19 protein-coding genes are annotated in these 20,176 nt (G+C 61.5%); 5 read left to right on the top strand and 14 right to left on the bottom strand.

What is annotated here, in order from left to right; translation table 11 throughout:
• Positions 1-11 precede the first annotated feature (11 nt).
• Positions 12-671, top strand: a complete 660-nt coding sequence (locus tag ABLV52_RS23335) for an O-methyltransferase (RefSeq protein WP_348890983.1) — start codon at positions 12-14, stop codon at positions 669-671.
• 60 nt (positions 672-731) lie between these two features.
• On the opposite strand, the gene hrpA is transcribed toward ABLV52_RS23335, so the two are convergent.
• On the bottom strand, positions 732-4,634 hold the full coding sequence (gene hrpA, locus ABLV52_RS23330) for an ATP-dependent RNA helicase HrpA (protein WP_348890982.1): 3,903 nt from the start codon (positions 4,632-4,634) through the stop codon (positions 732-734).
• A 203-nt stretch (positions 4,635-4,837) separates the two neighbouring features.
• On the opposite strand from hrpA, the gene azoR reads away from it, so the two are divergent.
• The 3 genes from azoR to nadS all read left to right on the top strand — a co-directional run bounded on the left by azoR (position 4,838) and on the right by nadS (position 6,305).
• A complete protein-coding gene (gene azoR / locus ABLV52_RS23325; RefSeq protein WP_002902889.1) occupies positions 4,838-5,443 on the top strand; it encodes an FMN-dependent NADH-azoreductase in 606 nt (201 codons plus the stop codon).
• A 243-nt stretch (positions 5,444-5,686) separates the two neighbouring features.
• Positions 5,687-6,019, top strand: a complete 333-nt coding sequence (locus ABLV52_RS23320; protein ID WP_008805112.1) for a type II toxin-antitoxin system RelE/ParE family toxin — start codon at positions 5,687-5,689, stop codon at positions 6,017-6,019.
• Position 6,020: 1 nt separating this feature from the next.
• Positions 6,021-6,305 (top strand): NadS family protein, encoded by a 285-nt coding sequence (gene nadS / locus ABLV52_RS23315; RefSeq protein ID WP_032452658.1) that lies wholly within the window; start codon positions 6,021-6,023, stop codon positions 6,303-6,305.
• Between the two features lie 32 nt (positions 6,306-6,337).
• Here nadS and paaY read toward each other — a convergent pair whose 3' ends face one another.
• The 13 genes from paaY to paaA all read right to left on the bottom strand — a co-directional run bounded on the left by paaY (position 6,338) and on the right by paaA (position 17,488).
• Positions 6,338-6,934 (bottom strand): phenylacetic acid degradation protein PaaY, encoded by a 597-nt coding sequence (gene paaY / locus ABLV52_RS23310; protein WP_032452657.1) that lies wholly within the window; start codon positions 6,932-6,934, stop codon positions 6,338-6,340.
• Between the two features lie 9 nt (positions 6,935-6,943).
• A complete protein-coding gene (gene paaX, locus ABLV52_RS23305) occupies positions 6,944-7,870 on the bottom strand; it encodes a phenylacetic acid degradation operon negative regulatory protein PaaX (protein ID WP_072199087.1) in 927 nt (308 codons plus the stop codon).
• 99 nt (positions 7,871-7,969) lie between these two features.
• Positions 7,970-9,286 carry a phenylacetate--CoA ligase PaaK gene (gene paaK / locus ABLV52_RS23300; protein WP_048297408.1) on the bottom strand — a complete coding sequence of 439 codons (1,317 nt, stop codon included), beginning with the start codon at positions 9,284-9,286 and terminating at the stop codon, positions 7,970-7,972.
• 26 nt (positions 9,287-9,312) lie between these two features.
• On the bottom strand, positions 9,313-10,518 hold the full coding sequence (gene pcaF, locus ABLV52_RS23295; protein WP_348890981.1) for a 3-oxoadipyl-CoA thiolase: 1,206 nt from the start codon (positions 10,516-10,518) through the stop codon (positions 9,313-9,315).
• Positions 10,518-10,940: a hydroxyphenylacetyl-CoA thioesterase PaaI gene (gene paaI, locus ABLV52_RS23290; protein ID WP_045382701.1), complete on the bottom strand. Its 423-nt coding sequence runs from the start codon at positions 10,938-10,940 to the stop codon at positions 10,518-10,520. The genes pcaF and paaI overlap by 1 nt, the downstream gene beginning before the upstream one ends.
• Positions 10,930-12,354, bottom strand: coding sequence for a 3-hydroxyacyl-CoA dehydrogenase (locus tag ABLV52_RS23285; RefSeq protein WP_348890980.1), 1,425 nt, complete (start codon positions 12,352-12,354; stop codon positions 10,930-10,932). The genes paaI and ABLV52_RS23285 overlap by 11 nt, the downstream gene beginning before the upstream one ends.
• The gene (gene paaG / locus ABLV52_RS23280) at positions 12,355-13,143 is read right to left on the bottom strand and encodes a 2-(1,2-epoxy-1,2-dihydrophenyl)acetyl-CoA isomerase PaaG (RefSeq protein ID WP_050534152.1); all 789 of its coding nucleotides are present in this window, start codon (positions 13,141-13,143) and stop codon (positions 12,355-12,357) included.
• A gap of 2 nt (positions 13,144-13,145) precedes the next feature.
• Entirely contained in the window at positions 13,146-13,913 is a 768-nt protein-coding gene (gene paaF, locus ABLV52_RS23275) for a 2,3-dehydroadipyl-CoA hydratase PaaF (RefSeq protein WP_049013331.1), read from the bottom strand.
• Positions 13,910-14,980 (bottom strand): 1,2-phenylacetyl-CoA epoxidase subunit PaaE, encoded by a 1,071-nt coding sequence (paaE, locus tag ABLV52_RS23270; RefSeq protein WP_348890979.1) that lies wholly within the window; start codon positions 14,978-14,980, stop codon positions 13,910-13,912. Before paaE ends, paaF begins: the two co-directional genes overlap by 4 nt.
• 7 nt (positions 14,981-14,987) lie before the next feature.
• Complete coding sequence (gene paaD, locus ABLV52_RS23265; RefSeq protein ID WP_023289453.1) at positions 14,988-15,485, bottom strand: 1,2-phenylacetyl-CoA epoxidase subunit PaaD; 498 nt, start codon at positions 15,483-15,485, stop codon at positions 14,988-14,990.
• A gap of 11 nt (positions 15,486-15,496) precedes the next feature.
• The gene (gene paaC, locus ABLV52_RS23260; protein WP_218810131.1) at positions 15,497-16,252 is read right to left on the bottom strand and encodes a 1,2-phenylacetyl-CoA epoxidase subunit PaaC; all 756 of its coding nucleotides are present in this window, start codon (positions 16,250-16,252) and stop codon (positions 15,497-15,499) included.
• Between the two features lie 7 nt (positions 16,253-16,259).
• Positions 16,260-16,547: a 1,2-phenylacetyl-CoA epoxidase subunit PaaB gene (gene paaB, locus ABLV52_RS23255; RefSeq protein ID WP_023289451.1), complete on the bottom strand. Its 288-nt coding sequence runs from the start codon at positions 16,545-16,547 to the stop codon at positions 16,260-16,262.
• An 11-nt stretch (positions 16,548-16,558) separates the two neighbouring features.
• Entirely contained in the window at positions 16,559-17,488 is a 930-nt protein-coding gene (gene paaA / locus ABLV52_RS23250; protein WP_348890978.1) for a 1,2-phenylacetyl-CoA epoxidase subunit PaaA, read from the bottom strand.
• A gap of 286 nt (positions 17,489-17,774) precedes the next feature.
• Here paaA and paaZ point away from each other — a divergent pair, with 286 nt between their 5' ends.
• Positions 17,775-19,820 carry a phenylacetic acid degradation bifunctional protein PaaZ gene (gene paaZ, locus ABLV52_RS23245; RefSeq protein ID WP_348890977.1) on the top strand — a complete coding sequence of 682 codons (2,046 nt, stop codon included), beginning with the start codon at positions 17,775-17,777 and terminating at the stop codon, positions 19,818-19,820.
• The last annotated feature ends 356 nt before the right edge of the window (positions 19,821-20,176 follow it).

Here is a 20,176-nt window from a genome sequence, read left to right as displayed (position 1 = left end):
GGAAGCGTCATATGCAACAACAGTGGTCTGCAGTAGACAATTATTTGATTGAGGCCTTAATTCCCAGCGATCCTGTGCTCGATCGGGTACTGGAAAACAACCATCGTGCCGGGCTCCCGGCACACGATGTCGCCGCCAATCAGGGTCAGTTTCTCGCCCTGCTGGTACGGCTTACCCAGGCTAAGCGGATCCTGGAGATCGGCACCCTCGGCGGCTATAGCACCATCTGGATGGCGCGCGAGCTTCCTGCCCACGGCCAACTCCTCACCCTGGAGGCCGACGCGCATCATGCCTGCGTGGCGCGGGAGAATCTGCAGCTGGCGGGGGTTGACCAGCGGGTCACGCTGCGGGAGGGGCCCGCGCTACAGTCCCTGGAGGCGCTTGGCGAATGTCCCGCTTTCGACCTGATCTTCATCGATGCCGATAAGCCGAATAATCCCCATTATCTGCGCTGGGCGCTACGTTATTCCCGCCCGGGAACCTTAATTATTGGCGATAACGTGGTACGCGACGGCGAAGTGGTCAACCCACAGAGCGCCGACGAGCGCGTTCAGGGCGTGCGTCAGTTCATTGAGATGATGGGCGCCGAGCCACGGTTGACGGCAACGGCGCTGCAAACCGTGGGCACGAAAGGCTGGGACGGCTTTACCCTGGCGTGGGTCAACGCTTAAGCGTGGACGCCTGGCCCGTCGCCCCGGTAAGCGCAGCGCCACCGGGGACAACCGGCCAGGTTACGGCGTAATCTGCTCCATCGCCTGTAGCACGCGTTTGTCCGAGATGGGGTACGGGGTCCCCAGCTGCTGGGCGAAGAAGCTCACCCGCAGCTCTTCGATCATCCAGCGGATCTCCCGGACATCGTCGTCCTCACGGCGGTTCGGCGGCAGCTTATTCAGCCACTGCTGCCACGCCTGCTGCACGCTCTCGATTTTCAGCATCTGAGCGCGGTCGCGGTGCGGATCGATAGCCATCTTCTCCAGACGCTTTTCAATCGCCTGCAGATAGCGCAGCGTATCGCCAAGACGACGGAAGCCATTGCCGGTGACAAAGCCGCGGTAAACCAGCCCCGCCATCTGCGCTTTGATGTCCGACAGCCCCAGCGCCATGGTCATATCCACCCGGCCTTTCAGCCGTTTGTTGATATTGAACACCGCGGTGAGGATCTGCTCGACCTGTTTGGCGATCTCCACCACCGTCTCGTTGAGCTCGGCGCGAACTTTATCATGCAGCTGGCTAAAGCCCTCTTCCGTCCACACCGGCCCGCCCGCCTCGTCGATAAGCTTATCAACGCCGCAGGAGATGCAGTCGTCAATCAGATCCAGCACTTTGCCGTACGGGTTAAAATAGAGCCCGAGCTTGGCTTTGTTCGGCAGCTTCTCGTGCAGATACTTAATCGGCGACGGAATGTTAAGCAGCAGCAGGCGACGCAGACCGCGCCACATGGCCTGCTGCTGTTCCTGTGGATTATCAAACAGCTTGATGGCCACGCTGTCGCGCTCGTCCACCAGCGCCGGCCAGGCTTTCACCTTATAGTTGCCGCGCTTCTGTTCGTAACTCTCCGCCAGGGTGCCAAAGCTCCAGATATGCAGCCCGCTCTGCTCGATGCCGTCATCAGCGACCGCCGACAGCGTCTCCTGAACTTTGCCCTTCAGCGCCTCTTTCAGCGCCTGCAGCGAGCGCCCTTCCTGCAGCTTCTTGTTTTTATCGTCCACCACCCGGAAAGTGATTTTCAGGTGATCGGGCACCTGATCCCACTGCCAGGCTTCGCGGTCGATGGTCACGCCGGTCATCCGCCGCAGTTCGCGCTCGAGGGAGTCGAGCAGCGGCAGCTCGAGCGGCGTCGCCCGGCCAAGAAACGCTTCCGCATAGTTGGGCGCCGGGACGAAATTGCGCCGCACCGGCTTCGGCAGCGATTTTATCAGGGCGATAATCAGCTCCCGGCGCAGACCGGGGATCTGCCATTCAAACCCGGCCTCCTCCACCTGATTAAGCAGCGGCAGCGGAATATGCACCGTCACGCCGTCGGCGTCGGCGCCCGGCTCAAACTGATAGCTCAGCCGTAGCTTGAGGTTGCCCTGATGCCAGAAGTTCGGATAGTCCAGTTTGCTGACCTGCTCCGCCCCTTCCTTAATCAGCATGCTCTTCTCAAAGTTGAGCAGATCCGGGGTGTCGCGGCTGGCCTGCTTCCACCAGGCGTCAAAATGCCGGGCGGAGATGACGTCGTGACTGATGCGCTGGTCGTAGAATTCGAACAGGGTCTCGTCATCCACCAGAATGTCGCGGCGGCGCGACTTATGCTCCAGCTCTTCGATTTCCGCGCGCAGCTTCAGGTTCTCCCGGAAGAAGGCGTGGCGCGTTTGCCAGTCACCCTCCACCAGCGCGTGGCGGATAAACAGCTCGCGGCACAGCGCCGGATCGATCTGGCTGTAGTTGACCTTACGCGCGCCAACGATCGGCAGGCCATAGACGGTGACCTTTTCCGTCGCCATCACCGCGCCCTGCGCCCGCTCCCAGTGCGGCTCACTGTATGAGCGTTTGATCAGGTGCTGCGCGACCGGCTCCACCCACTCCGGCTCAATGCGGGCGGCAATGCGGCCCCACAGCCGGCTGGTTTCCACCAGTTCCGCCACCATCGTCCACTTCGGCGGCTTTTTAAACAGACCGGACCCCGGGAAGATGGAGAAGCGGGCGTTACGCGCGCCGGTAAACTCCTGTTTATCGGCATCCTTCATGCCGATGTGCGACAGCAGACCGGTCAGCAGCGCAGTATGGATCTCGCGGTATTCCGCCGGTTCGCTGTTGATTGGCAGGCCAAGCTCTTTCACCACCTGACGCAGCTGGGTGTAGATATCCTGCCACTCGCGCACGCGCAGATAGTTCAGAAAATCGACCCGGCACTGGCGGCGGAACTGATTCGACGACAGCGCCTTCTGCTGCTCGCCGAGGTAGTTCCACAGATTGACGAAGGCAAGGAAATCAGACTCTTTATCGTGAAAGCGGCGGTGCTTCTCGTCGGAGGCCTGCTGTTTATCCATCGGCCGCTCGCGCGGATCCTGAATCGACAGCGCGGAGGTGATGATCATCGCTTCCCGCACGCAGCCGTGCTTCTGCGCCTCCAGCACCATCCGCGCCAGGCGCGGGTCCACCGGCAGCTGGCTGAGCTGGCGGCCCATCGGCGTTAGCTTATAGGCGGTGGCCTGCTCATCGGTGGTGATCGCGCCCAGCTCTTCCAGCAGGCGCACGCCGTCCTGAATGTTGCGCTTATCCGGCGCTTCAACGAACGGGAAGGCGGCGATATCGCCTAAGCCCAGGGCGGTCATCTGCAGGATGACCGACGCCAGGTTGGTGCGCAGAATTTCCGGGTCGGTAAATTCCGGGCGCGACAGGAAATCGTCTTCTGAATAAAGACGAATACAGATCCCTTCCGAGACGCGGCCGCAGCGGCCTTTACGCTGGTTGGCGGAGGCCTGGGAAACCGGCTCGATCGGCAGGCGCTGCACCTTGGTGCGGTAGCTGTAGCGGCTGATACGCGCGGTACCGGGATCGATAACGTACTTGATGCCCGGCACGGTCAGCGAGGTTTCCGCCACGTTGGTCGCCAGCACGATGCGCCGTCCGCTGTGCGGCTGGAAGACGCGGTTCTGCTCGCTGTTGGACAAGCGAGCGTACAGCGGCAGCACTTCGGTATGGCGCAGTTTCAGCTTATTCAGCGCATCGGCGGTATCGCGAATCTCCCGCTCGCCGCTCATAAAGATCAGAATATCCCCTGGCCCTTCGCGCCCCAGCTCGTCGACGGCATCAAAGATCGCCTGCAGCTGATCGCGCTCGGTATCGTCCGCCTCTTCCACTATCGGCCGGTAGCGCACTTCCACCGGGTAAGTCCGCCCGGAGACTTCGATAATCGGCGCATTATTGAAATGCTTTGAGAAACGTTCCGGGTCGATAGTCGCCGAGGTGATGATGATTTTCAGGTCAGGACGGCGCGGCAGCAGCTCTTTCAGATAGCCGAGCAGGAAGTCGATGTTCAGGCTGCGCTCGTGCGCTTCATCGATAATGATGGTGTCATACTGCATCAGCAGGCGATCCTGCTGGATCTCCGCCAGCAGAATACCGTCGGTCATCAGCTTGACCATGGTGTTGTCGCTGACGTGATCGCTAAAGCGGACCTTATAGCCGATACAACCGCCCGGCTCCGTTTGCAGCTCCTCGGCGATACGGTTGGCGACGGTTCGCGCGGCCAGACGACGCGGCTGGGTATGGCCGATCAGCCCTTTCAGCCCGCGGCCCAGCTCCATGCAGATTTTTGGCAGCTGGGTGGTTTTACCCGAACCGGTCTCCCCGGCGACAATCACCACCTGGTGATCGCGTACCGCCTCGAGAATTTCTTGTTTTTTCTGGCTAACCGGCAGGTTTTCCGGATAGGTGATGGCCGGTCGCGCCGCTTCGCGCAGCAGGACTTTACCGGCTGCCTGGCTTATCTCCTGCGCCATCTCCTGGAGGATGGCCTGTTGCGATTCAGGATTTTTAACCTTCTTCACGCCGTGCAGACGGCGGGCAAAGCGCGTTTTGTCGCGCAGCATCAGGCCGTCGAGCTGTTGATAAAGCTGGGGGAAGGTGATTTTTTGTTGTTCTGTCATAGCGTTATCGGGCAGAGCTCTGCCGGGAAAATCTCTTTTGAAGTATTGCCTTAGAGTACCACATCTGTGTCATCCGTGCCTTGTTCAAAAAATCTGAACATAGGATTCGATATATTGCGCTATCTCTGTGGCGCGATTGTGAATACAGTGTCATCAAGCACCAGGGCACTGACCCGTCAATCACATTAAAAAAGGAAACACCCATGAGCAAAGTATTAGTTCTGAAATCCAGTATTCTGGCAGGGTACTCACAATCTGGTCAGCTTTCCGACTATTTTGTTGAACAATGGCAGGAAAAACACCCGGGCGACGAGATCACCGTACGTGACCTGGCCGCTAATCCGATCCCGGTTCTGGATGGTGAACTGGTTGGTGCCCTGCGTCCGAGCGACGCGCCGCTGACGCCGCGTCAGCAGGAAGCGCTGGCCCTTTCCGACGAGCTGATCGCCGAACTGAAAGGCAATGATGTGATTGTTATCGCTGCGCCGATGTACAACTTCAACATTCCGACGCAGTTGAAAAACTATTTTGACCTGGTGGCTCGCGCCGGCGTGACCTTCCGCTACACCGAGAAAGGGCCGGAAGGTCTGGTGACCGGTAAACGCGCGGTCGTCGTAACCAGCCGCGGCGGTATCCATAAAGATACCCCGACCGACCTGGTCACCCCGTACCTGTCCACCTTCCTCGGCTTTATCGGCATCACCGACGTGAACTTCGTGTTCGCCGAAGGTATCGCTTACGGCCCGGAAGTCGCGGCCAAAGCGCAGTCTGACGCAAAAGCGGCCATCGACAGCGTGGTTGCAGCCTAATATTTCCACTCCCGCCGCCCGGTGGGAGTGTTTTTTCCCCCTCGCCCATCGCCCTTTTACGAGCCGCCTCGTAAATTCACACATCATTCCAACGCCTTAAGCCACCAGTCTGTACCATGGCTGTCGCCGCGCGAATCTGGCTCACTCCCGGTCGCTGATGGCAACCGTTGTCATGGTCAAAAACAGGAGTGCGTACTATGTACACTCGATGGTGTACATGGTACCTTAGCAAGGAGCGTTTTCGTGTGTCATGCCATTGAATTTATCGAAACGTCGCTATTTACCCGCCAGATAAAACAGCTGGCCAGCGATGAAGATCTGAGGGCACTGCAGAGGCAACTCATAGGCAATCCGGATTTCGGCGATCTTATCCAGGATACCGGCGGGTTACGGAAAATAAGAATGGCGACAGGCTCACAGGGAAAAAGCGGCGGCGTGCGGGTGATTTATTTTCTGGCAACCCGCGAGATTATCTATCTCGTCTTAGCCTACCCGAAGCACACCAAAGAGAGCCTGAGCGCAGCGGAAAAAAACGAACTCAGGAAACTGACCCGGCGACTAAAAAATGAGGTTTGAAATGGGTTACTTCGACGAGCTTAAAGCGTCCCTGGAAGAGGCTGTTGAGATCAAAGATGGCTACAAGGCCCCAGCCCGAGCGACGCGTTATGAAGTTGCTGATGTGAAAGCCATCCGCACGCAGCTTAATGTTTCGCAGGCAGAAATGGCAAAAGCGCTGGGTACCAGCGTGGATACTATCAAAAGTTGGGAGTCCAGGCGGCGCAACCCGACAGGCCTGGCAGCAAAAGTACTGGCGGTTATCCAGGCCAACCCGGCGTTCTTTCGCGAATTGGCTGAGCACTAATCCACTGAGCCCCTCCGGGTTGCCCTGGAAAGTTAGCGCTGCGTTTTTGGCCGCAGGTTTTCATCAAACTCCAGCCGCTTACGCCCCTCTTCCACTTCCCGTAATGGCTCGACCTGATGCAGCGTCTGCTTACAGCGTTCCACCAGCACCTGGTATTCACGGGTGCCATGTTTTTTCCACGCCAGCTCCTGTTCGCTCAGGACGCGAATCGCTTTTGCCGGGCTGCCGATGATCAGATGGTTGGCGGGCATCTCAGCGTTGGCTTTGACAAAGGCCGAGGCGCCGACAATGCTGTTTTCGCCGATGGTCGCCCCATCGATAATCACCGCGCTCATCCCCACCAGCGCGTTGCGGCCAATCACGCAGCCGTGCAGAATAGCGCCGTGGCCGATATGTCCGTCCTCTTCCACCACCGTATCCTGGCCGGGGAAGCCGTGCATCACGCAGTTGTCCTGAATATTGGCCCCGTCTTTGACCACGATGCGGCCAAAATCGCCGCGCAGGCTGGCGTTGGGCCCAACATAGACCCCTTTGCCGAGGATCACGTCGCCAATCAACACCGCGGTCGGGTGGACGTAACTCTCCTCCGGCACCACCGGGGTCAGTCCATCAATCTGATAAATCGGCATGCAACCTCCTTATGCGCCCGGCAAACCGCCAAAGCGCTGATAATAGAGCGGGCCCGGCGCGGGAAGCTCGCCGACCGAGCTTTCACCTTTCTCGCTGACGAACGCCAGCGCGCCGGGACTCACCCGTTGGTAAATATTGATACACAGCTGGCGGGCGGTTTGCCCCGCCCAGTGCGCCGGCAGCAGCTCTTCCGGCAGCAGCGGATCTTTGAGCACCACCCGACGATAGAAATGAATCAGCAGGAGCTGGATCTGAAAGCTGCGTTCCGGCGTTAACTCCGCGGGGTCGCAGTCGCGCAGCAGCGGCAGTAACGGCCGGAATAACGAGATAAAAGCCTCATACATCTCGTTTTGTTCGGTGAGATGCCAGCACTCCTCCACCCGGCTGCGCAGCGCCGCCCGGGAGAGCGCCAGCGGCGAATGAGCTTCAAAACAGATGACGTTTTCGGCGACCCCCGCTTCATGGAGCAGCGACTGGACATCCGCCAGCTTTTGCGACGGCGAGGCTAACAGGCTCGGCGCCAGCGCGCCAAACCCCTGCCACAGCAGCTGCTTTTTGACGTCGGCCAGCACATTTTTCTCCAGGCCTTCCGAAAGCAGCAGCAGCCAGGTGCCGTCCCATTCCGGAGCGTTCGCGCGATAAATTTTATGTTCCGCGCGTCGGGTCAGGCGCAGCCCTTTGTCGCTCAGACGATAGAAGCTGCGGCGGCCGATACGGACGACATCGAGCCACTCCTCTTTATTGAGGCGAAACAGCGCGGTGCGGACGAAACGCTCGCCGAAGCCTAATCCTTCCAGCAGCGCCGCGACGCTGCCCAGCCACACTTCCCCACCGCGTTGTAATAAGGCGTCGCCATACAGCGAGGCGATTAATGATGTGCCGCTGATCGGCGTCGCCGTCACCGCTTGTTGAATAAAGGCGTCGAGTTTACTCATCTGATTCATTCTGTTGTTATATTTTTCCTTTATGAATCATAGCACAGGAAATTCCCGGCCTACGGCGTAAAGGCCTCAGCCGGGTTATCGGGGAGAGAATTAACCGCTGACCACCGCTTTACGCAGGTCGAATACGCGACAGGCTTTGCCTTCAGAGCGCGGAATGCTGCCGCAGTTGACGATGGTGATATCGGTGGAGATCCCGACCATCGACTTAATGCGGTGGCGCAGCTGGTGGCAAATCTGGCAGCGCTGCTCGTGACTCAGGGCCAGCCCGCTCTCTTTCAGCTCCACGCGCACCGCCAGCGAATCGAGATGGCCGCGGCGATTCACCTCCAGCTGGTAGTGCGGCGCCAGGTGTTCAAACTTAAGGATCTCTTCTTCCAGCTGCGACGGGAAGACGTTAACCCCGCGGATGATCAGCATATCGTCGCTGCGTCCGCTGATGCGGTCCATACGGCGCATGGTGCGCGCGGTGCCCGGCAGCAGGCGCGTCAGATCGCGGGTACGGTAGCGGATCACCGGCAGCGCCTCTTTGGTCAGCGTGGTGAACAGCAGTTCGCCGTGTTCGCCATCGGCCAGCGGCGTGCCGTCGTCCGGGTTAACGATTTCCGGGAAGAAGTGGTCTTCCCAGATGGTCGGGCCGTCAACGGTTTCCAGACACTCCATCGCCACCCCCGGGCCCATCACCTCTGACAGACCGTAAATATCCAGGGCGGTGATCCCCAGCCGGCGCTCGATCTCCGCGCGCATCGCCAGGGTCCACGGCTCGGCGCCAAAGACGCCGACGCGTAATGAACAGCCGCGGGCATCGCCGGCCATCTGGCGCTCCAGCTCTTCAATCAGATTCAGACAGTATGAGGGCGTCACCATGATCATATCCGGCTGGAAATCGCGGATCAGCTGCGCCTGTTTTTCGGTCTGTCCGCCGGACATCGGGATCACCGTCGCGCCTAAGCGTTCCGCGCCGTAGTGCGCGCCAAGGCCGCCGGTAAACAGGCCGTAGCCGTAGGCGACGTGAATTTTATCTTTCGCCGTGCCGCCGGCGGCGCGCAGCGAACGGGCGACGATATTGGCCCAGTGATCAATATCGTTTTGCGTATAACCCACCACCGTCGGTTTGCCGGTGGTGCCGGATGAGGCATGAATGCGCACCACCTGCTCCATCGGCACCGCGAAGGTATCGAAGGGATAGTTGTCGCGCAGATCCTGTTTGGTGGTGCACGGGAATTTGGTCAGGTCGCTCAGTTCGCGGAAGTCGTCAGGGTGCACGCCTGCGGCGTCGAATTTACGACGATACATTGGCACATTGTTATACGCATGATTCAGCGTCCACTTCAGACGCTGGGTTTGCAGGGCCTGCAGCTCATCACGCGAGGCGGTTTCAATCGGATCTAATTTTGTAGTAGTTATCATTGTAGGGTACTCGCAGGTAAATTAGCTCACACTCGCTCGAGGATCATGGCGATGCCCTGACCCACGCCAATACACATCGTACACAACGCATAGCGCCCGCCGCGGCGCTGCAGCTCAAGGCTGGCGCTCAGCGCCAGACGCGCGCCGCTCATGCCCAGCGGATGGCCTAAAGCGATGGCGCCGCCGTTGGGATTCACATGCGCCGCATCGTCCGGCACGCCGAGCTGTCTGAGCACCCCCAGCGCCTGGGCGGCGAAGGCCTCATTCAGCTCAATCAGATCCATATCGTTAATATTGAGCCCCGCCCGCTCCAGCACTTTACGCACCGCCGGTACCGGCCCCAGCCCCATCAGGCGCGGCGCGACGCCCGCCGTCGCCATCGCCACGATCCGCGCCCGCGGCATGAGCCCCTGGCTAGCGGCCTGCTGTTCGCTGGCGATGATCAGCGCCGCGGCGCCGTCGTTGACCCCGGAAGCATTGCCCGCGGTAATGACGCCGCCCTTACGGAACGGCGCTTTCAGTTGCGCCAGCTGCTCAAGCGTGGTTTCCGGTCGCGGATGCTCGTCCTCGCGCACGTCGCTAAGCGCCCCTTTCCGGCCGACAACCTGCACCGGCACGATCTCCTGCGCCAGAATGCCGTCGCGCTGGGCCTGCGCCGTGCGCTGCTGGCTGCGCCAGGCGAAAGCATCCTGATCGGCGCGGCTGATATTTAACAATTCGGCTACATTCTCAGCGGTTTCCGGCATGCTGTCAGTTCCGAAGTGTTGCGCCATGAGCGGGTTCACAAAACGCCAGCCAATGGTGGTGTCGAACAGCTCCGCCTGACGCTGATACGGCGCGCTGGCCTTCCCCATCACAAACGGCGCGCGCGACATCGACTCCACGCCGCCGGCGATCAGCAGATCGGCATCGCCGGCTTTGATCGCCCGGGCGGCAAAACCGACGGCGTCCAGCCCGGAGCCGCACAGGCGGTTGAGGGTGGTACCCGGCACGGTGTGCGGGTAGCCGGCCAGCAGCGTCGCCATATGCGCCACATTACGGTTATCTTCGCCCGCCTGATTCGCGCAGCCGTAAATCACATCATCGATCGCTGTCGGGTCAAGCCGGGGGTTGCGGCTCAGCAACGCACGCAGCGGGATCGCCGCCAGGTCGTCGGCGCGCACGCTGGCCAGCGCGCCGCCGTAGCGGCCAATCGGCGTGCGGATCCCGTCACAAATAAAGGCCTCGCGCATTACACTTCTCCTGTGATTGTGCCGCCGATGCGGTGCGATTTGCCGCGAAACAGGGCCACAATTTTTTGCTGTTGATTAACAATTTCAATGTCGTAGACGCCGGTTAGCTTGCCCTGCTGTTTGACTCTGGCGGTGGCGACCAGCCTGTCGCCGGCAAACGCCGGGCGGAGAAAATCAATGCTTGCCGCCGAAGCCACCGCCGCCAGCCCCTGGCTGTTACAGGCGTAGGCGAAAGCGGTATCGGCGAGCGTAAATAGCTGACCGCCGTGACAGGTTTGATGGCCGTTAAGCATGTCCGCCGAGACGGTCATGCTCATCTGCGCAAAACCATCGTCCATTTCGATAAGTTCGATCCCCATCTTTCTGGCGCAGGTATCTTTTTCGTACATCACGCGCGCGTTGCGCCACGCATCATTGCTCATGGTGCTTCTCCATCAGCGCCTTCTGGCGCAACAGGGAACTGGGGCGATAGCGCTCCTCGCCATAATGGTGTTGCAGGTTCTCCAGCAGTTGCAGCACCCGCCGCCAGCCAAGGCGTTCTCCCCACGCCAGCGGGCCCTGCGGGTAGTTGACGCCCAGACGCATGGCGGTATCGATATCCTGTGCGCTGGCCACCCCTTTCTGTAGTGCATCCAGCGCTTCGTTAATCAGCATCGCCACCGTGCGCCACACCAGCAGGCCGGGATAATCGGCAATACGCAGCACGTTCTTGCCCTGCTGCTGGAAGTAGTGCACCGCTTTGTCCGTCGCCGCCGGCGCGTTGGTCGCCGCTGCGGCCAGCACTACCGTATCGCTGGCGCACAGGTCATACACCACCACCGGACGGCGATGCTTAACGCTCAGCGCCAGGGCAGTCTCGCCTTCGGTCTCCAGCAACAGCAGCTCGTCCAGCTCAGTGACACTGTCACTTATAGTGATGACGGATTGAGCGCCATGGGCAACCGGCGGCAGCGCCGCCGCCGTCCTGACTTCCGCAGGCCAGCGATAGACGCCATGGCCGCTCTTTTTGCCCAGCCGCCCGGCCAGCGCCAGCTCTTGCTGGAGTAGCGATGGCAGGTAGCGGCGGTCCTGCCAGAAAGCGTTAAATACCGAGCAGGTCACGGCGAAGTTGACGTCCTGGCCAATCAGGTCCGTCAGCGCCAGGGGCCCCATCGGGAAACCGCCGCCGTCACGCAAAGCGGCATCGATAACCTCCGGGGCGGCCACCTGCTCCTCCAGCGCCCGCCAGGCTTCGGCGTAGAATGGACGCGCCACGCGGTTAACGATAAAGCCGGGCGTCGAGCGGCAGCGCACCGGCCGTTTCCCCCAGCCGCTCACGCACTGGCACAGCTGCTCCACCACTTCCGCAGACGTCGCCAGGCCGCTGACGACTTCCACCAGCTTCATGACCGGCGCCGGATTAAAGAAGTGCAGCCCGGCGACGCGTTCGGGATGCTTTACCCCGGCGGCGATGGCGGTAATCGAAATCGACGAGGTGTTGCTGGTGAGCAACGTTGACGGCGCGCAGATCGTCGCCAGCTGCGCGAACAGCGCCGTTTTTACCTCCAGGCGTTCAGAGGCCGCTTCGATCACTAAATCTGCGTCGGCCAGCGCGGCTAAATCGTGGGCTGGATGCAGGCGTGCCAGCAGCGCGTCGGCCTGCTCTGACGCCAGTTTGCCGCGCTCGACCCGTGAGGCGAGCCGCCTGGCAATACCCTCGATCGCCCGGGCGATGGCCTGATGATCGATGTCGTAAATCAGCACCGGATGCCCGGCGGCAGCCGCCACTTCGGCGATGCCGGCCCCCATGGTGCCGCTGCCGATCACCGCCACGTTGGCTATGGATGTCGTCATCATCTATTTCCCGCTGAACTGTGGTGGCCGTTTGGCCAGAAATGCGCTGACCCCTTCGCGGTAATCATCGCTGCGCCCGGCGAGGCGTTGATAATCGCGCTCCAGGTCCAGCTGCGCGTCGAGACCGTTGGTTTCCGCCGCCAGCAGCGCCTTTTTAATCAACCCAAGACCCAACGTCGGCTGAGCCGCCAGATGGCGCGCCAGCTGCAGACTGGTGTCCGCCAGTTCGGCATCATCCACCAGCTGCCAGATCATCCCCCACTGCGCGGCCTGTTCCGCGCTGAGGCTATCGCCCAGCAGCGCCAGCCCCATGGCGCGCGCGCGGCCGGCCACCCGCGGCAGGAACCAGCTGCCGCCGCAGTCCGGCACCAGCCCGAGCTTGCTGAAGGCCATCACAAACTTGGCCGAACGCGCGGCCAGCACGATATCGCAGCCCAGCGCCAGGGTGGCCCCTGCGCCAGCGGCTACGCCGTTGACCGCGCAAATCACCGGTTTCGGCAGCGCCGCCAGACGACGCACTAAGGGGTTGTAAAAGCGTTCCACCGACAGGCCGAGATCCGGCGGCGGGCCGCTGGGGTCGACGTTGCGGTCGTTCAAATCCTGGCCGGCGCAAAAGCCGCGGCCGGCGCCGGTGATCAGCAGGCAACGCACGCCGTCGTCGCGCTCGGCCTGCTTCAGGCATTCCGCCAGCTGTTGATGCATCAGGTCGTTAAAACTGTTGAGGCGGTCCGGGCGATTGAGGGTAATGGTCATGACGCCCTGTTCCACTGCGCTGAGAATGAAAGCTTCCACGATTAGCGTCCTTTAAAGTCCGGGGTACGTTTTTGTAAGAAGGCGTCGATGCCTTCGCGGCGGTCTTCGGTGGCGCTCAGCAGGGTGAACAGCTGGCGCTCCTGCTGGAGACCGGCCTGCAGGCTCACCTCCTGCGACAGGCGCAGCGACTGTTTCGCCGCCCGGAGCGCCAGCGGCGCGTGGCGGGCGATGGTGGTCGCCAGTTGCAGGGCATATTCATTGGTTAACGCCGCCGGATGGATATCGCTTACCAGTCCGGCCTGCTGCGCCTGACGGGCGTCAATACTCTCGCCGCTCAGCACCATCCGGCTGGCCAGCGCCTTGCCAACGCTGCGGATCAGCCGCTGGGTGCCGCCAGCGCCCGGCATGATGCCGAGGGTAATTTCCGGCAGGCCAAAGCGGGCGTTGTCCCCGGCGACAATCAGGTCGCACAGCAGGGCCAGCTCGCAGCCCGCGCCGAGGGCGTAACCGTTGACCGAGGCGATCAGCGGTTTGGGGAAGGCATCGATACGCGCCCACAGCCGCGGGCGGATATCATCCAGGGTCGCCGGGAGATCTTTCTCCGCCATCTCGTTCAGGTCGGCTCCGGCGGCAAAGAAGCGCGGATTGCCGCTGATGACGCAGACGCTGACGTTGTCATCAGCGGCCGCGGCCTCCAGCGCCTCGGCAATCCGGGTTAATAAAGCATTGTTCAGCGCGTTGCGGGCCTGCGGACGGTTGAGCGTCAGCTGCAGCACCCGGCCATGGCGGTGGATCATCAGCTCGCTCATGCCATCCCCCGCGCGTCAAAGTCGACCACCACGTCGCCGCTGGTGGGCAGCGCCTGGCAGCTCAGCACGTAACCCGCCGCCAGCTCATCCGCTTCGAGGCTATAGTTGGCGGCCATCGCCACTTCGCCACGCAGCACTTTGCATTTACAGGTGGCGCACACCCCGCCCTTGCAGGCAAACGGCAGGTCTGCCCCCTGGCGCAATGCGGCATCCAGAATGCTGTCGTCTTCGGCGCTGAGGGCGATCAGCCGATCGCGCCCGTCCTGGCGGATGGTTACCGTGCGCCCTTCCGCCTGCACCCCGGCGGCGCGCTTAACGCTGCCGCCCGGCGTATTGAAGCGTTCGAGATGAATGGCGTGCTCCGGCACGCCGAGCTCGCGCAGGGTCGTTTCCGCCTCATCCATCATCGTCGCCGGGCCGCAGATAAAGGCCTCGTCGAAACGGCTGAAATCCAGCAGATGGTCCGCGAGCTGGCGCAGTTTGTCGCCATCGATGCGCCCCTGCAGCAGATCGCTGTCCATCGACTCCTGACTGAACAGATGCACCACCTGCAGGCGCTGCGGATAGCGGTCTTTTAAATCGGCCAGCGCCTGGCGGAACATCATGCTGTGGCTGCTGCGGTTGCCGTAGATCAGCGTGAAGCGGCTGTGCGGCTCGGTGGCCAGGGTGGCGCTAACGATCGCCATCATCGGCGTGATCCCGGAGCCGGCGGCGATCGCCAGATAGTCGCCCTGCCGTTTAGCCTGCGGCTGATAGCCGAAATGCCCCTGCGGCACCATTACCTCCAGCTCCATCCCCTGCTGGATAGCGTGCTGGGCGAAGCGCGAGAAGCGCCCGCCGTCGATGGCTTTGACCGCGACGCTGATCTCTCCCGGCGTAGGGCTGCGGCAGATGGAGTAACAGCGGCGCAGCTCTTCACCGCCCAGCCGGGCTTTCAGCGTCAGATGCTGGCCCGGACGAAAGCAGTACTCCGCCTGCAGGGCTTGCGGAATCGCAAACGTAATGGTCACCGCATCGCGGGTTTCCGGCTCGACTCTCGCGACCTTAAGCGCATGGAACGTCGTCATGGCAACCTCAAATACATTTAAAGTAATCAAAGGGTTCCCGGCAGCTGTCGCAGCGATAGAGCGCTTTGCAGGCCGTGGAACCGAATTCGCTAATCAGCGAGGTGCGGGTGCTGCCGCAGCGCGGACAGCTCACCTCGGCGGGCATTTCCGCGTGGCAGGCGTGCCCCTGCGGCGGGCTGATGCCGTACTGGCGCAGGCGCTCGCGGGCCTCCTGGCTCATCCAGTCGGTGGTCCATGGCGGGTCCAGCTGCAGGACGATGTGGACCGGCAGATAACCATGCTCGCTCATCACCGCGCGGATCTCGCTCAGCAGATGCTCCGTCGCCGGGCACCCTGAATAAGTCGGGGTAAAGCCAATCACCCAGCCGTCGCCGTGGCGCGCGACGCTGCGCACCATGCCGAGATCGGTGATGGTGAGTACCGGCACTTCCGGATCCGGGATCGCGCTTAACACTCCCCAGATGGCGCGCACCTCGGCGGGAGCGATGTCATCTAAACGTTGCATCGTCCCCTCCCTTACCACTGCAGGCCGGGATGGGAACGCTGCAGATATTGCATCTCCGCCAGCAGCGGGCCGAGATGTTCACTGTGCAGCCCCTGTTTGCCGCCGCTGCGAAAGGCCGCTTCCTGCGGGACCGGTAAGCCAGAGTCAAGCAGCGCGGTATGCACGGTGCTTTGCCATTCGGCCTGAAGCTCGCGCGGATCAACCGCAATGCCCTGCCCGGCCAGGCTGAGCTCCAGGTCATCGGCAAGGAACAGTTCGCCGGTGAAGCGCCACAGATTGTCGACCGCCTGCTGCATTTTGCGATTTGAAACCTCGGTGCCGTGACCAAGACGCTCCAGCCAGCCGCGGCTGAAGCGCTGGTGGTAGCGCACCTCTTTCAGCCCTTTGGCGGCAATGGCCGCCAGCTGCGCGTCGCGGCTGTTCACCAGCCGGCTGTACAGGGCGACGTGCCAGACGTCGATAAAGAACTGGCGGGCGATGGTGTCGGCAAAATTGCCGTTCGGCTGCTCCACCAGCAGCAGGTTGCTGAACTGGCGCTCATCGCGGCCAAAGGCCAGGGTATCTTCGTCGCCGCAGCCGTTAAGCTCGGCGGCATAGCTCAAAAAGTTGCGCGCCTGGCCAAGCAGATCGAGGCCGATATTGGCCAATGCGAGATCGATCTCCAGCTCCGGGGCATGGCCGCACCAGGCGCCTAAGCGCTGGGCCAGCACCAGGCCGTTGTCGCCAAGACGCAGAGCGTAGGCGGCTACAGGATTGGGGTTATTCATCGCCGCCTCACATGTGTTCCATGCCGTCCGGCACGGTATAGAAGGTCGGATGACGGTAGACTTTGCTTTCCGCCGGGTCGAAGAATTCGCCGCGCGCTTCCGGCTGCGAGGCGACGATTTCGCTGGCCTTCACCACCCAAATGGAGCAGCCTTCGCTGCGGCGGGTGTAGGCGTCGCGGGCGTTCTCCAGCGCCATTTGATCGTCGGCGGCATGCAGGCTGCCGACGTGACGATGGGAAAGCCCCTGTTTGCTGCGAACGAACACTTCATATAACGGCCAGTAAACTTTGCTCATGTTGTCTCTCCTTATGCCGCGCTGCGGGCCTGCTGTTTTTGCGCATGGGCCAGCGCGGCTTCGCGTACCCACTCGCCCTCTTCCCAGGCCTTACGCTTGGCGGCCAGCCGCTCGTGGTTGCACATGCCACGGCCGCTAATCACCTCGTTAAACTCCTGCCAGTCGATCTCGCCGAAGCGGTAGTGGCCGCTGGCTTCATCAAAGTGCAACTCCGGGTCCGGGACGGTCATGCCGAGGATCTCCACCTGCGGCACGGTGTTGTCGACGAAGCGTTGACGCAGCTCGTCGTTGGAGTGCAGTTTGATTTTCCACACCATGCTGCGGGCGCTGTTCGGCGAGTTGTCGTCGTTGGGGCCAAACATCATCAGCGCCGGCCACCAGAAGCGGTTAATGGCGTCCTGCAGCATCTGCCGCTGGGCGTCATTACCCTGCGCCAGCGCCATGCAGGCTTCGAATCCCTGGCGCTGGTGAAAGCTCTCTTCTTTGCAGATTTTGACCATCGCCCGGGCATAGGGGCCGTAGGACGTCCGGCACAGCGCCACCTGGTTGACGATGGCCGCGCCATCGACCAGCCAGCCGATCACGCCGATATCGGCCCAGCTCAGCGTCGGGTAGTTAAAAATGGAGGAGTATTTCATCTGCCCGTCGAGCATCTTCTGATACAGATCTTCCCGCGCGCAGCCGAGAGTTTCCGCGGCGCTATAGAGATACAGCCCGTGGCCGGCCTCATCCTGCACTTTAGCCAGCAGGATCGCTTTGCGGCGCAGAGTGGGCGCCCGGGTGATCCAGTTGCCTTCCGGCAGCATGCCGACGATTTCCGAGTGCGCATGCTGACCAATCTGACGGATCAGGGTTTTACGATAGGCATCCGGCATCCAGTCCTGCGGTTCGATGGCCGTTTCCTGCGCGATGCGCTGGTCAAAGCGTTGTTCTTCTGTCACGTCATCACCTTTATGATTCCGATATTCACACCACAATCGTTTATGTGAATCACTTTGTTTATTGAAGGTTACATATTGGTTAAAGAAAACCACAAATTTTGTTTGCTCTTTTTGTGATAGCCTCCGCAAAACCTTTTGTAAACCACAACAAATACAGTTAATTAGGCCAAAAACATAACGTCATCGCGATCACAATGTTAATAATTTATTAAATACGCGCTTGCATTTTATGATTCATAAAAGAACTATTTATAGACATTCCACGTAACATATTTGGAGATTCGCGATGCAGCAGTTAGCCAGCTACTTATCCGGCGCCTGGCAGACCGGCCGGGGCCGCGCCCGTACTATCCATCACGCCATCACCGGCGCGGCGCTGTGGGAGGTGACCAGCGAAGGCCTGGATATGGCGCAGGCGCGCCGCTTCGCAATTGAGCGCGGCGGTCAGGCTCTGCAAGCCATGACCTTTATTGAACGCAGCGCGATGTTAAAAGCGGTAGCGAAACATCTGCTGGAGCAGAAAGACCAGTTCTACGCGATTTCCGCGCAAACCGGCGCCACCCGCGCCGACAGCTGGGTGGATATCGAAGGCGGCATCGGCACCCTTTTCACCTATGCCGGGCTCGGTAGTCGCGAACTGCCGGACGATCTCCTGTGGCCGGAAGACGAGCTGATCCCGCTCTCTAAACAGGGCGGTTTTGCCGCGCGTCACGTGCTGACCTCAAAATCAGGCGTCGCTGTGCATATCAACGCCTTCAACTTCCCCTGCTGGGGAATGCTGGAAAAACTGGCCCCCACCTGGCTGGCCGGCATGCCGGCGATCGTTAAACCGGCCACCGCCACCGCCCAGCTCACCCAGGCCATGGTGAAGGCGATTGTCGACAGCGGCCTGGCGCCGGAAGGCGCCATCAGCCTGATTTGCGGCGGCGCGGGCGATCTGCTCGACCATCTCGACAGCCAGGACGTGGTGACCTTTACCGGCTCAGCCGCCACCGGCCAGCAGCTGCGGTCGCACCCCAACCTGGTGGCCAAATCGATTCCCTTTACCATGGAAGCGGATTCGCTCAACTGCTGTGTGTTAGGCGAAGACGTCACGCCGGAGCAGCCGGAGTTCGCACTGTTTATCCGGGAAGTGGTCCGCGAGATGACGGCGAAAGCCGGGCAAAAATGTACCGCTATCCGCCGCATCATCGTCCCGTTGGCGCAGATCAATGCGGTTAGCGATGCGCTGATCGCCCGCCTGCATAAAGTGACCGTCGGCGACCCGGCGCAGGAAGGGATTAAGATGGGGGCGCTGGTTAATCACGAGCAGCGTCAGGACGTTCAGGAGAGCGTCAATAAACTGATTGCCGCCGGCTGCGAAGCGCTGCTTGGCGGACAGGCGGACCTCAGCGCGGCCGGGGCCTTTTTCCCGCCGACGCTGCTCTACTGCGCGCAGCCGGATGAAACCCCGGCGGTTCACGCCATTGAAGCCTTTGGTCCGGTGGCGACCCTGATGCCCTACCAGGATCGCCAGCATGCCCTGGCGCTGGCTCGCGCCGGCGGCGGCAGCCTGGCGGGAACGCTGGTCACCGCCAGCGGCGAACTGGCGCGCGAGTTTATCCTCGGCGCCGCCCGCGCCCATGGCCGTATTCAGATACTGAACGAGGCGTCCTCGGTCGAGTCAACCGGCCACGGTTCGCCGCTGCCGCAGCTGGTGCACGGCGGCCCCGGCCGCGCCGGCGGCGGCGAAGAGCTCGGCGGACTGCGTTCGGTGAAACACTATATGCAGCGCACCGCCGTCCAGGGCAGCCCGACGATGCTGGCGACCATTGGCCAGCAGTGGGTGCGCGGCGCCCAGGTGAACGAAGACCGCATTCACCCGTTCCGCAAATATTTCGAAGAGATCCAGCCCGGCGACAGTTTGCTGACCCCGCGGCGGACCCTGACCGAAGCGGATATCGTTAACTTCGCCTGTCTGAGCGGCGACCATTTCTACGCCCACATGGACAAAATCGCCGCCGCCGACTCGATTTTCGGCGAGCGCGTGGTCCACGGTTACTTCCTGATCTCCGCGGCGGCCGGTCTGTTCGTCGATGCCGGCGTCGGGCCGGTTATCGCTAACTACGGCATGGAAAACCTGCGCTTTATTGAACCGGTCAAGCCGGGAGACACCATCCAGGTGCGTCTGACCTGTAAGCGGAAAACCGTTAAACGTCAGCGTAGCGCCGAGGAGAAAGCTACCGGCGTGGTGGAATGGGCGGTGGAGATTTTCAACCAGCACCAGCAGGCGGTGGCGCTGTATTCCATTCTGACCCTGGTGGCGCGCCAGCAGGGGGATTTCCCGGCGTAATGGCGGAATCTGTTGGCCGAATTTTGAGCCATTGAGACTGCAAGCGGTGTGCAACGGTTTCGCCGCGGGAAGTCCTTTATGTTATCTGCGGCTTCAGCGTAGTTTGCGCTCCCAGTTGGTCCTCTGCGTTATGTCTCTTACGGCGCAGGGGGCGCACAGGGGGCGGCACGTCGCCGCCGCCCCCTGTCCCCCCGGGCTCCGGCCAGCCCCGGCAGTTTCAGTCGCGCAAGTGGGTAAATCAAGGACAGGTCGCACGAACCCTCCAGGCCGGGTAAGGCGCAGCCGCCACCCGGCGCAAAATCGGCTCCGTGCCCGCTGTCCTTGCCCGGCGGCGCTGCGCTTGCGCGGGCCTACTG

The sequence above is a fragment of the Klebsiella sp. GB_Kp056 genome (genome assembly GCF_040064755.1).
Lineage (GTDB): Bacteria > Pseudomonadota > Gammaproteobacteria > Enterobacterales > Enterobacteriaceae > Klebsiella > Klebsiella quasipneumoniae.
This window is presented reverse-complemented; position numbering and strand designations above follow the sequence as displayed.

Bases quoted from the DNA above. Each gene is read 5' to 3' on its own strand.
- paaY (WP_032452657.1), bottom strand. From the start codon at position 6,934: ATGCCGATTTATCAGATTGATGGACTGACCCCGGTGGTGCCGGAGGAG.
- paaB (WP_023289451.1), bottom strand. From the start codon at position 16,547: ATGAGCAAAGTTTACTGGCCGTTATATGAAGTGTTCGTTCGCAGCAAA.
- pcaF (WP_348890981.1), bottom strand. From the start codon at position 10,518: ATGCGCGAGGCCTTTATTTGTGACGGGATCCGCACGCCGATTGGCCGC.
- paaI (WP_045382701.1), bottom strand. From the start codon at position 10,940: ATGAGCAATGATGCGTGGCGCAACGCGCGCGTGATGTACGAAAAAGAT.
- paaZ (WP_348890977.1), top strand. From the start codon at position 17,775: ATGCAGCAGTTAGCCAGCTACTTATCCGGCGCCTGGCAGACCGGCCGG.
- ABLV52_RS23335 (WP_348890983.1), top strand. From the start codon at position 12: ATGCAACAACAGTGGTCTGCAGTAGACAATTATTTGATTGAGGCCTTA.
- azoR (WP_002902889.1), top strand. From the start codon at position 4,838: ATGAGCAAAGTATTAGTTCTGAAATCCAGTATTCTGGCAGGGTACTCA.
- paaC (WP_218810131.1), bottom strand. From the start codon at position 16,252: ATGAATAACCCCAATCCTGTAGCCGCCTACGCTCTGCGTCTTGGCGAC.
- paaX (WP_072199087.1), bottom strand. From the start codon at position 7,870: ATGAGTAAACTCGACGCCTTTATTCAACAAGCGGTGACGGCGACGCCG.
- paaE (WP_348890979.1), bottom strand. From the start codon at position 14,980: ATGACGACGTTCCATGCGCTTAAGGTCGCGAGAGTCGAGCCGGAAACC.
- hrpA (WP_348890982.1), bottom strand. From the start codon at position 4,634: ATGACAGAACAACAAAAAATCACCTTCCCCCAGCTTTATCAACAGCTC.
- paaF (WP_049013331.1), bottom strand. From the start codon at position 13,913: ATGAGCGAGCTGATGATCCACCGCCATGGCCGGGTGCTGCAGCTGACG.
- paaK (WP_048297408.1), bottom strand. From the start codon at position 9,286: ATGATAACTACTACAAAATTAGATCCGATTGAAACCGCCTCGCGTGAT.
- nadS (WP_032452658.1), top strand. From the start codon at position 6,021: ATGGGTTACTTCGACGAGCTTAAAGCGTCCCTGGAAGAGGCTGTTGAG.
- paaD (WP_023289453.1), bottom strand. From the start codon at position 15,485: ATGCAACGTTTAGATGACATCGCTCCCGCCGAGGTGCGCGCCATCTGG.
- ABLV52_RS23285 (WP_348890980.1), bottom strand. From the start codon at position 12,354: ATGATGACGACATCCATAGCCAACGTGGCGGTGATCGGCAGCGGCACC.